We start from the raw sequence: 11,640 nt of genomic DNA, 5'->3' as shown, positions 1-11,640 counted from the left end.
GATGTTCATTTCTAAACGGAACTTTTGAATGCGGATCTTCTCTACTCTTGTGATCTTGATCGTTGCATCCACTGGACTTTTCGCCAGCGGTTCTGGTCAGGCAGGACGCACAGCCCTGAACTCTCCCGGTTGTTCAGGTTCGGGATGTCATGGAGCCGCATCTTCAGCGAACCCAGCCACTACATTGCGCGTTGTTCAAGCTGTAGACGGAAAGCTCTCTGCCGTGAGTGGGGAGACCATTACCCTCACCGTAGTAGTGTCCCATCTTTCACGACAAGCTGCGGGAGTTGGAATAGCCGTAAAGTCCACCGAACAAGGGACCACGAACGCAGGTACCCTCGGGATCGTGACTGGTCAGGGGTTGAGACTCTCTGCCGGTGAACTCACTCATTCTACGCCGAAACCATTGGTCGACAACGAGGCGTCATTTACCTTTACCTGGACAGCCCCCTCCCAACCCGGTACCTATTATCTTCGGGCCATTGGCAATGCCGTGAACGGAGATGGCAGTGCCGGCACCATCGATCAATGGAATCGCATGCCTGTGGTGGAGGTCGTTGTCGGACTCCCCAATTCCGTGGATGAGTACTCCGATGTAGATGTTGTGGTTTCACCGGTGCCTGCCCACGACCAGGTGTCAATGACCGTACCTACCCAGGCAAACGAACAACTACAGATCACCGTCCTTGACCATCTGGGTGCTATTGTAGCATCGGACAATGCAATTGCTTCCGGCGAATCATTCCGCTATACGTGGAATGGCAGAGGCAACGATGGTTCCCAAGTGCCTCAAGGGGCGTATGTTGTTGCGATCACTTCCAACCGTAAACTGATGAAGGGACGTGCGATCATCATCCGATGAAGAGAACCTTTGGTCATATCGCAACATTGGTCTTGCTCTGCTGTTCGCTAACGGCACCGCTTGCTGCGCAATGGAAGGAAGCATTGTTGCCACCTCCCTATGATCAAGGGTATTATCTCGACGTCTATTTCCTGCCCGGCAATCAGAATCTAGGCTGGGTGTGCGGGATGAATGGTGAGATCATTCGTACCACGGATGGCGGTGCCACGTGGCGCGGTTCTACTATCCCAGGGGCATTTCTCGAATATGTCCAGTTCTTGACGCCTTCGATCGGCTACGTGTCAGGTCATGCCGGCGTCTTTCGCAGCGATGACGGCGGGATAACCTGGCGAGACATCTCACCCTTCGATCCCAATTTTGAAAAGGGATGGGGCTCCTACTGGATCAATCAGAACGAAGGTCTGTATTTCGTTGGTGGCTGCGCATCAGGTATACAGGCATTCTACCGGACGACCGATGCCGGACAGAGCTGGACGGTGTCCTATGGGACCGAGCCGATGAGCGGACTGAGTGACGGGATCATCTTCCGTAACGGAAGTGGATTCGCTGTGAGCAGCGGAGTTCTGTGGCGCACAACAGACTTCGGTCGGTCATGGAGCATCTACTCCCGAACAGGCAGCAAGGTCTGGTCAGAGGAGCTCGCCATTTCCGGCAATGCCATGCTGATCCCAACAGCCGGTAACACGTGTGATGGTAATGCCAGCGGAATCGGTTCTCTTAGATATAGCAACGATGCTGGTCGATCTTGGCGAGAATATCAGACCGGCGCAAACATGTTCGGCAGTTTCCTCCTCGATGAACGTCGCGGATGGGGCGTGGGCAACGATAGGGCTGTGTTGTATACCGACGATGCGGGGGAGTCTTGGACCAACCGTAATTGTGGTATCCGAGGAAACATCGACGATATCTTCTTCATCAACGACACGCTCGGCTGGGCCGTTGGTCAGGGTGTGTACAGAAGTAACTTCAATGCAGCCGGACCAAAGGTTGCCATCGTCCCCGCTGATGAGGTTATCATGATCTGCAAGGGAGATAGTGCCTTTGTAGAAGCGCGTTCTGCCGTTGACAATTATTCATGGAGCGATGGCGTAAAGTCCCCGGGCAGGTACCTGACTGAACCTGGCAGGTACATCGTTTCCGTCTATGACAGAGCAACATGTGCCGAATCCAAGGATACCATACGAGTTGCTTTGAAAAGCACATTCGAACCGCGTATCACCTCCATCCCGAAGACTGTCTGTGAGGGAGATTCTATCACCCTCAGTGTGGATGGGCCGATCAACTCCTGGTTGTGGTCCAATGGTGACCAAACACAGTCCACGGTGGTGAAGACAAGTGGGAAGTACACCTGTGTAACCCTCGACTCCGCCGGCTGCACCGCCACGTCGGAGATCACCGTAACCGTTAACCCCCGTCCTAGACCAACAATCCAAGCAAACCGGTCACTCACGATCTGTCTCGATGACGTGATCACTCTAACGGCACCTCCCGGTTTCCGCAAGTATGAGTGGAATACCGGCGAAACAAGCAGCTCGATCACAACGGATCAGGGTGGCGATTATGTGGTGACGGTGGTGGACGACAATGGCTGTATTGGCACGTCGGACACCACGCGTGTTGTCAAGCTCGATACCCGCAACAAGGCGAACGTGCAATTCAGCCCCGGCGACGGCGGCGTGATCATCGTCAACGATCACAACGTAGGTACCCTGGCTTGCCGCACAGTCCGCATCAGAAACATCTCAACCAACGAACCGCTGGTGATCTCCCGTCCGTTCTTCGTGGGCAACGTCTACTTCTCGATGCCCCAAGCGCAATTCCCGATCAACATCGCTCCCGGTGAGATCGGCGAGCTCACCCTCTGTGCCTCGGCCATTGATACAGGCCTTGTAGAAGATACTCTTGCCCTCCCCGACACCTGCTCTGTTGGGAAGATCCCAATTCAAAGTAAGGGGCTTCCCATCGCGTTCACCGGCTCATCTCGCTGCGATGTAGGTGTGGCCGCACTCGTGATCAGTGCGGGCTCCTCGTGGCGACTCTCAGCCCCTTTTCCTGTTCCGGCCTCTACTTCTCTAACCATCACAGTAAAACACGTTCAGGGGCCCTCTGCGGACCTAACAGCCACCCTGCATGATGTTGCCGGACGCGTGATGGGCTACTCGTCTGCCCGCAGCGTTCCGGACGGTGAAATAGACATCACCCTCAACGTGAACGGTCTGCCAACAGGACCCTATTCGCTTACGGTAATGGCCAATGGGGAGATGGTGGGGGTAAGTCAGTTACTAGTTACTAGTTACTAGTTACGCAGTTACTAGTTACGCAGTTACAGAGTTACGCAGTTACGCAGTTACTCAGTTACAGAGTTACGCAGTTACTTAGTTACTCAGTTACTCAGTTACTCAGTTACGCAGTTACTTAGTTACCAGTCATAACGTCATAACCGTCATACCGTCATACCGTCATACCGTCATAACGTCAACGTCCCGTCTACTCTCTCTACCTCTCATACCGTCTGTCTTAATCAGGACAATGGGGGCTGAAAAGTTCGTAAATTTGCCCTCATGGCGACGATCATATCCCTCGACCCGCGTGTTACGCGGATGCAGATCGATCCGGAGCGGAAAGACCCGCTGGAACCAAAACCGGAGCTCGATCAGTTTCAGACCTTTGAGGTCTTCCACCAGGGCAAGAGTGGTGCACACCACATGCACGTTGGATGTGTTCACGCACCCAACCACGAGCTAGCTCTCCTTTTGGCAAAGGAGCAGTATGCTCGGCGTGGCCAAACGGTGAATCTGTGGGTGGTGAACACAAGAGACGTGTTCACGATGTCTGCAGAAGATGCCGATGTGTTCGCCACAACTCCCGAGAAGAAATACCGGGAAGTGTCGGCCTACATGGTCCGCAACAAGGTGGAAGCCTTTAAGAAACAGAATACGGAAGGCTCTGCCGAATGAATACGAACGCACTGAACGACCTTTGTTACCGCATGGCGGATGACGAACTGATCCTTGCGCACAGGCATTCGGAGTGGACCGGACTTGGTCCTCTCTTGGAAGAAGACATTGCATTTTCTTCGATCGCGCAAGACAAACTCGGTCACGCTCAAGCTCTCTACACCATCATGCACGAACTTGGCGGAGGGCCGGATGCGGACACCGCAGCCTTCATGCGCGATGAACTCAAGATGCGCTGCTCGCATTTCGTCGAGTTGCCGAATGGTGAATATGACTTCTCACTCGTACGACACTTCCTCTTTGACGTGGCAGAGTATGTTCGTTGGACGGCATTGGTTCAGAGCTCTGTAGAGCCCCTTGCCAACCTTGCCCGCAAGATCCACGGCGAACTGAAGTACCATCTCTATCATGCTCAAACATGGATGGTACAACTTGGTGCCAATGGCAACGAAGAGTCCCATGCACGAATGCAGTCGGCCCTGAATGTCGCATGGCCATATGCGTTGGGAATGTTCGAGCCCGGAGAACATGAGGATGCATTGATAGCCGATGGGATCTTCATTGGAGAAGTAGCCGCTCAGCAACGCTGGGTTGAACTTGTTGAGGAACTCCTGCAAACGTCAACACTCGTGATCCCGACAAATGTCACTCCAGTGTATGGTGGACGTAAGGGACACCATACAGAACACCTCAAACCGCTTCTTGATGAGATGACGGAAGTCTATCGCATCGATCCGTCTGCGGAGTGGTGAGATGACGCAGCAAGATGTTTATGATGCACTTCTCAATGTGCACGATCCGGAGATCCCAACGATCTCTCTCGTGGACATGGGGATCATCACAAACGTTGATGTGCGTAGTGATGACGAGGTCCACGTTACCATGACGCCAACATTCGTTGGATGTCCGGCGATCACTGTGATGCGTAATGACGTTGAATCGGCTGTTAGGGGGCTTGGTGTTTCGAACGTGACGGTAAGTGTCACCTTTGATCAACCATGGACTACCAATCGCCTCACCGAAGCGGGTAAAGCCGCTCTGCTAAAACATGGCCTTGCTCCACCAGAGCCCTTTGATACGCTCACACTGAAGCTTGATGTGCTGAACAACGTGGCCTGCCCATTCTGCGGTTCACGTGACACCACGCTCAAGAGCCCGTTCGGACCAACTCTCTGCCGCTCCCTTCACTACTGCAACAAGTGCTTGCAGGCGTTTGAAGGATTTAAGCCGGTCTAACTCGCAGTTACTCAGTTACGCAGTTACAGAGTTACAGAGTATCAAAGTTTCTACGTAACTGAGTAACTATGTAACTGAGTAACTACGTAACTAAAAGCTGATGCTTGCCTGCACGTAGAACTGCCGCCCAACCAATCCCGGAATGAGTGTTGGGTGGAATTCATCGAGCAGGTTATTGATGCCGGTACCGATGAGCAGACGTTGTTCGTTGAGCATGAATGAGCGTGTGAGAGCAAGGTTGACAACAACGTAGCCTTGAACGAATTCGTCATCGCGGTCGAGGACCTTGCGCGGCGGATCAGAGATCACGATACCGTTCTTGTCCAGAGATTCATCGCCGTACCGTCCGATGAATTGAAAGCGAACGTTGGTGCTCCAAGCATGGTCGGGAGAGTCGTACTGAATGCGGAGCGATCCGCTGTTCTGAGACCGACCCCACAGTCCATGGTAGTCTTCGCGCGTGAGAAGTCCATCGATGGTGCCGGCTTCACCATTGTCGATCGCCTCAAGAACCTGCACATCCTTTGCATCGAGGAATTGATATCCGCCGAGTGCACTGAAGACGCCAACGTTGTCGATGGCAAGTGCGAGACGGAGGTTGCACTCGATCCCTTGTGTATAGGCCTGCGAGATGTTGCGATACGAGTACACATCTCTGCCCTCAACAGACTCCACGAAGTAAAACTCAATCAGGTTTCGCAGATCGTTTCGGAAGGCGCGGATCTCAGCACTGTAGAGAAGGGATAGCTCATCCGTGAGCTGACGCTGACCATCTTCATAGCGTAGACTGAGGTCATACGAGACGCTGCGTTCGGGTTCCAACGTATTGCCCAGGCGCTCGGCACCGATCAGGTCATAACCTGCACCGGCAAGCCGGTTGGAGAACGTTACGTAGAGCTGACGGAAGTCGGGGGCTTTGAATCCAGTACCGATGGATCCGGACGCGCGTAGGTTCTCGCCTGGCTTCCATAACAACGAAAGGCGCGGACTCAGCGCCGAACCAAAGACACTGTTGCCGTCAAATCGTCCACTCACCACATACGAGATCCAATCCGTTGGCATTCCCTCCCATTGGGCGAACGCCACATAGGTGCGATAGAACGGATGTGCGCCGGTTGAGTCTCTGTATCGAGATCCATCGATGTCATCGTAGAGGAACTCTCCGCCCATCGTGAGTCTGTTGGCAGCTCCAAGCTGCACGTCGTATTGCGCATAGAGTCGACCAATGCGCCGCAACAGATCATCAGTTGAACCAGCAGCCCCCTGAGAAGAATCGAAGTTGTATCGTTCGTTATAGGAAGACCCGTAGGCGTTCATGGTGAGTCGTGCGCGACCGCTTTGGTACTCTACGCCAACCGTACTGGAAACGTCCCACTGTTGCACCGATCCTGTGTTTTGTGCGATCTGTCCGGCAACACTTTCAATGAATGATCCGCGCGTCTCCGACCCAAAAAGTCTGAGCCAAGCACGAGTGGTCCACCCCTTGGCAAACTTCCATTGAAACTTGCCGTGCAGCGTGCCATCCTGAAACCCCGCATACGGAATGGACATTGTATCAAGCGGGAGTGAGAACTGCGGTTGGTTCTTGTAATCAAGGAATCCCGAGACTTCTATCGAATCACTGCCCCAGCCACCTTCAATACGAGTTTCGAGGGGGCCTCTTGTAACGCCCTGAACCATGACGGTCCCATTGAATCCGTTGGCCGGACGTTTGGTGATGATGTTCACAACGCCGGCCAGGGCGTCACTTCCATACATACTGCTCATTGGCCCCTTCACTACCTCAACGCGCTCTACATTCCCAACAGAGATACGAGAGAGGTCTACAACACCGGCCACACGTCCTACTACGGGCTGTCCATCGATCAGGATGAGTGTGTAGTCAGGGCCAAGGCCATTCATCTGTATCCCGTTTCGTACGGCACCGGTGATCACAATACCGGCTTGCTCACGGAGGAGATCTCCGATGTCCGTCATTGCCGTTGTGGAGATCCGTTCCTTGCCGATCACCTCAACACGAACGGGTGAGTCTTTGAGACGCACTTCATTGCGCGTCCCGGTCACAACAACCTGTGACTTGAGATACGTACGGAGACTATCGGTTACGTGGCGTGTTCGAAGCGTATCGCGCTTCGGGGTCTGCGCACTAACGATCGTTGTCGCAATGAAAAAAGCCCACAAGAGGTGGGCATATCGTCGATCCATCATACAAAAGTACCGCTTGTGCTTCGAATTATCGGACCCATACGAATGGAATGGTCTCCGAGTTCGCCGGAAGTACAACATGCAGCACATACATTCCTGTGCTCATTGCAGACATATCGATCTGCAGTGGAGCAGCACCGAGATCACGCTCGGTGCGAGTGATCGTGTGCGTCCACAATACGCGACCATCAAGACCAACGAGTTGCAAATGATATGGTCCCGGCATGTTCGCCTGGAGATCAATGGCGATCCTATCTTCGGACGGCAAGGCGCGGACACCAACGGTTGACGCAAGGAAGTTGCGCAATGCTCTCCCTGAGAGATTACATCCCGAGATATACAGTAGTCCGTTCGTCGAACGAATAGTAGGACATGCCTCTCCTTGCCACGACACATCTTCCCATGTGAGAGGAACTGTCTCGATGGTACCGGCCAAGACCAGCCCCCTGACCTCTGTGATCTTTTGACGGGTGGAGATCACCTGCACATTCTCAACGAACAGGTATGAGAGTCGATCCTCACCACGTAGGCTCGTGCGAAGCGCACCGCGATCTGTGGAATCCGGCAAGAATGCACTGGCATTATTCACAAGCGTGGCGCGCAGCTCACGGATCGTGAGTGGCAACAACGAAGCCGGCACCTCAACGAACACAGGAATGCCAACATCTTCAGAACCGGCTGCTGCTGTTACACTGCCGGCGATGAGTCTGATGGATGCCGTGTCCCGGACCCTGACCGTAACAGAACGGGTTTGTTCACATCCCAACTGATCGATCCCGCGGACGGTGTAGGTGGTTGTTGTTTGAGGGCTGGCAAGGGGCGTATCACTGTTCGGATCGCTGAGTCCGGCGGGTGGAGTCCATTGATAGGTTGATGCACCGGACGCACGAAGCATTGTTGCTTCACCCTTGCATATCACCGTATCGGCAGAGATGCCAACGTTGAGTGTTGAGACGAAGACCGTTACGGTATCGAAGCTTTCACAGGTGCCGGTCAACGCACGAAGGACATACGTTGTTGTTTGTACTGGGGAGGCAATTGGCCGCAATGCTGTAGGATCATCGAGTCCAATGGTAGGAGACCACTCAAATCGATCGGCAGTACCTGATGCGTTGAGTTGTACAGAGCTTCCGGCACAGATCGATGTATCAGCACCGGCGTGGGCATCTGGACGAGGCAGTACTACCACGGTGATCGTATCGAAGTTCACACATCCGGAATCGCCCCTTGCCGAAGCGATGTACCGTGTTGTAGCGGATGGCAGGCAGATCACCGTGTTGCCAAGAGTGCGGTCGAGGCCGTCCGACGGAGACCAGACAACATCTGTGGCCGCCGTTTGTGCCGTTAGAACGGTTGATTCACCCTGACAGACACGCACGTCCGGTCCAAGTTCGATCGGTGGACCGAACACCGGTTGTACCATAAGTGAGTCATACGCAAGGCAATCTCCACTTCGTGCGATCAAACGGATCATGGTAGGAGAGTTGCCCATTACAACACGAGCAACGGTCGATGTAGGGTCGATAACGCCATTGCCCGACCAAACGTGCGATGTACCAACGGAGGGCGAGAGTATCAAGGTATCCCCGATACAGGTTCTGTCCGGGCCAACGATCTTGACGTTGAAGGAGTCAACGACCGTTACAACAACGGTATCGCGAACGATGCACTGTCCGCGTTGCATAGTAACCACATACGAGGTTGTGCGGTCCGGCGAGGCAATCGGCTCGGCAGATAGCGGATCGGATAAGCCGTCTATGGGTGACCATGAATACGACTCAGCTCCTTGTGCGGTGAGCTGTGCCGATGCGCCAACACAGATGGAGACATCGGATCCTGCAGACATATCCGTTACGCGAACAAGGATGGTTGTTGTGTCCTTACATCCATACGAGTTTGTGCCGATCACGGTGTATCGTGTCGTTGACCGCGGACGAACGACGGGATCGGAACGAAGCGGGTCGCTGACCTGATTGGCCGGTGACCATACGTAGGAATCGGCACCGTATGCCCGCAGCTGAATAGGTGTACCGGGGCAGATCTCTGCAACACTATCGATGCTGACGCTAGGTCTAGGCATCACAGTCACATAACTGTAGGCCGTATCCGAGCCATATCCGTTTGATACGATGAGCCGGATAGAATACACACCTGAACTCTCGTAACAGATCCGTTGCGGATTGCGCTCGATGGATGAAGAAGGGGAGCCCCCTTCAAAGTACCATTGCCACGAATCGATAGAACCGGTGCTGGCATCACGGATCGAAATGCACGTTTTTTCACAGATGTCGGCAGGGTAGTCAAAGCTTGCACGAGGAAGGCTACACGCCGTTAGCCGAAGTGCCGGGTCGATCAACGTTGAACCGATGATATTTGGTAACCCGGATCTGCATACGCCGGACAACCGTATCGCTGTGTCTTGAAGCGCTGCCAACGAACTGTCTGAGTTTGGTGCATCGATCAGTGCCAGCCAGGGCTTACCGGATATGCCGATGTAGACACGTCCATCAAGGGCAAGCTGCATTGGCGTCCAGGTATAGGTACCGGAGATCTCGCCAAGAAGAAACTTCGAAGCCGTGATGGTAGAGGCATCCTTCACGCCGATCGAAAACTGGTAGACGCGCGTGGGAGTTATCGGACCCTCATTCGCTACAGAGATGTAGACCTTCTTGCTGTCGGGAGAGAATGCTGCTCCGTAGTGTGAGCCAAAGATCTCTGTCTTGAAGAGATTGATGCCGTTGGTGACCTTTCCTGTCTGCGCATCAAAGTCATACAACTGCGAGTTGCCTGTAGCGGATGTGATCACGAGCTGTCGGCTGTCGGGCGAGATGTGCATCTGACCCGCTTCTCGTACGATCAACGTTGGGTTGCTTGCATCTGAAACAACAGGAGTAGGTGCGAGTTGATCTCTTGTGAGATGCAGACTGTAGAAATGTCTCGTTGATCTGCTTCGAACAACGATCCACCATCCATCTCCATTACAATCTGCCGTTGCCGTGAGATGTTCTGTGATATCGTTGAGTGCGACCTCGTTCTTCTTCACAACATCTCCGAACCCGGCATCGGCTCGCATGTCGATGATGCTGTAGTACAGGCAAAGACAGCGCGTTCCAACATTGGATGATGTTACCGGAGCAGCATTGAAGACGTAGTAGATATTAGGACGTCCGGGTGCCGGGACGATCAATGCACTTTGACTGGTTGACGGATCGCCGGCAAGCCCCATACCATTTGGCATGATCTCGTGGATCCGATTCCAAACCATCACTCCGTCTGTGTAGAAGAGAAGCTCACCGGTAAGTGGGTCGGAATATGTTGCGCACCCTTCGCTCGTGTTGAGCTGACCGTCCGCAACGGCCTCGATGGATCCATTGCGAAACGTGACTCCGGCCCTTTGACCGAAGTACCAATTCATCGTTGAAAGGGGCTGAGCAATTACCGTGATCGACGGAAGAAGAACACAGACCAATGCCACCGCGGCGTACACAAGGGTGCTGCCGACGCGCGATCTCCCCCCGGAGCCGTATCGTGGTTGCTTGGACATAGAGGGTCCACGTGAAAGATAGTGAAGGTTCGCCCTCGCACTACCCCGTGACGTTACCTGATTTTAACCTTCCTGTAAAGCTTTGAGGGGGTAAGTTTGTTCCATGGAAAAGAAGATCTTGGTAGTGGACGACGAGCAGGACATCGTGGACCTGATCTCGTACAACCTCAGCAAGGAGGGCTATAAGGTCTTTACGGCCTCCAATGGCACCCAGGCAGTTGAAGTGGCTACCACCGTACGTCCGGATCTGGTCATCCTAGACATCATGATGCCGGGTATGGACGGCTTTGAAGTCTGCCGCAGCCTTCGTCAGGATACCTCGCTGTCAACAACGGCTATCATGTTTCTGACCGCCAAGTCAAGTGAGATCGATCAGATCCTCGGACTTGAGCTTGGCGCCGACGATTACATTCAGAAACCGATCTCTCCCCGCGTCTTGCTTGCCCGAGTAAAAACGATCATCCGTCGCGGCCAAGAGAAGATCCGGACCGAAACCATTGCTGCCCCTGAGATCCTGCGTCTGGGTGCTCTGGAAGTGAACCGTCAGAACTACACGGTGCGAGTGGACGGCAAGGAGATCTTCTTCCCAAAGAAGGAATTCGAACTGCTCGCCTTCCTTGCGTCGAACCGTGGTAAGGTGTTCTCCCGCGAGGCGCTCCTGCGTCGCATCTGGGGCGAGAGCGTCTATGTGATCGACCGTACCGTGGACGTGCACGTCAGCAAGGTGCGCGAGAAGTTGGGGACCTACGGTGCCTGGATAGAAACGGTAAAAGGTGTTGGCTACCGTTTCTCCGAACAGGTCTAACTTGCGCTCATGGCGCCAACGTCAATTAGAC

General features: G+C 53.8%; 8 protein-coding genes. 6 read left to right on the top strand and 2 right to left on the bottom strand.

Annotated features, from left to right (window positions below):
• Nucleotides 1-28 precede the first annotated feature (28 nt).
• The 5 genes from IPI29_10465 (at nt 29) to paaJ (ending at nt 5,055) form a co-directional block, all read left to right on the top strand.
• On the top strand, nt 29-862 hold the full coding sequence (locus IPI29_10465) for a hypothetical protein (protein MBK7412964.1): 834 nt from the start codon (nt 29-31) through the stop codon (nt 860-862).
• Nucleotides 859-3,162: a hypothetical protein gene (locus tag IPI29_10460; GenBank protein MBK7412963.1), complete on the top strand. Its 2,304-nt coding sequence runs from the start codon at nt 859-861 to the stop codon at nt 3,160-3,162. Before IPI29_10465 ends, IPI29_10460 begins: the two co-directional genes overlap by 4 nt.
• A gap of 261 nt (nt 3,163-3,423) precedes the next feature.
• Nucleotides 3,424-3,819 (top strand): phenylacetic acid degradation protein, encoded by a 396-nt coding sequence (locus IPI29_10455; protein ID MBK7412962.1) that lies wholly within the window; start codon nt 3,424-3,426, stop codon nt 3,817-3,819.
• Nucleotides 3,816-4,571 carry a phenylacetate-CoA oxygenase subunit PaaC gene (gene paaC / locus IPI29_10450; GenBank protein ID MBK7412961.1) on the top strand — a complete coding sequence of 252 codons (756 nt, stop codon included), beginning with the start codon at nt 3,816-3,818 and terminating at the stop codon, nt 4,569-4,571. Before IPI29_10455 ends, paaC begins: the two co-directional genes overlap by 4 nt.
• A gap of 1 nt (nt 4,572) precedes the next feature.
• Nucleotides 4,573-5,055: a phenylacetate-CoA oxygenase subunit PaaJ gene (gene paaJ, locus IPI29_10445; protein ID MBK7412960.1), complete on the top strand. Its 483-nt coding sequence runs from the start codon at nt 4,573-4,575 to the stop codon at nt 5,053-5,055.
• A 90-nt stretch (nt 5,056-5,145) separates the two neighbouring features.
• Here the strand turns inward: paaJ and IPI29_10440 are convergent, their stop codons facing one another.
• Together IPI29_10440 and IPI29_10435 are read right to left on the bottom strand one after the other, a co-directional pair.
• Nucleotides 5,146-7,260, bottom strand: a complete 2,115-nt coding sequence (locus tag IPI29_10440) for a TonB-dependent receptor (GenBank protein MBK7412959.1) — start codon at nt 7,258-7,260, stop codon at nt 5,146-5,148.
• 28 nt (nt 7,261-7,288) lie between these two features.
• A complete protein-coding gene (locus IPI29_10435; protein ID MBK7412958.1) occupies nt 7,289-10,804 on the bottom strand; it encodes a hypothetical protein in 3,516 nt (1,171 codons plus the stop codon).
• Between the two features lie 103 nt (nt 10,805-10,907).
• Here IPI29_10435 and IPI29_10430 point away from each other — a divergent pair, with 103 nt between their 5' ends.
• Nucleotides 10,908-11,609, top strand: a complete 702-nt coding sequence (locus tag IPI29_10430) for a response regulator transcription factor (protein ID MBK7412957.1) — start codon at nt 10,908-10,910, stop codon at nt 11,607-11,609.
• The last annotated feature ends 31 nt before the right edge of the window (nt 11,610-11,640 follow it).

Source organism: Ignavibacteria bacterium (assembly GCA_016707005.1).
Taxonomy (GTDB): Bacteria; Bacteroidota; Ignavibacteria; order Kapaibacteriales; family Kapaibacteriaceae; genus UBA10438.
This window is presented reverse-complemented; position numbering and strand designations above follow the sequence as displayed.

Coding starts and splice junctions, on each gene's coding strand:
- IPI29_10465 (MBK7412964.1), top strand. CDS start 29: ATGCGGATCTTCTCTACTCTTGTGATCTTGATCGTTGCATCCACTGGA.
- IPI29_10460 (MBK7412963.1), top strand. CDS start 859: ATGAAGAGAACCTTTGGTCATATCGCAACATTGGTCTTGCTCTGCTGT.
- IPI29_10455 (MBK7412962.1), top strand. CDS start 3,424: ATGGCGACGATCATATCCCTCGACCCGCGTGTTACGCGGATGCAGATC.
- paaC (MBK7412961.1), top strand. CDS start 3,816: ATGAATACGAACGCACTGAACGACCTTTGTTACCGCATGGCGGATGAC.
- paaJ (MBK7412960.1), top strand. CDS start 4,573: ATGACGCAGCAAGATGTTTATGATGCACTTCTCAATGTGCACGATCCG.
- IPI29_10440 (MBK7412959.1), bottom strand. CDS start 7,260: ATGGATCGACGATATGCCCACCTCTTGTGGGCTTTTTTCATTGCGACA.
- IPI29_10435 (MBK7412958.1), bottom strand. CDS start 10,804: ATGTCCAAGCAACCACGATACGGCTCCGGGGGGAGATCGCGCGTCGGC.
- IPI29_10430 (MBK7412957.1), top strand. CDS start 10,908: ATGGAAAAGAAGATCTTGGTAGTGGACGACGAGCAGGACATCGTGGAC.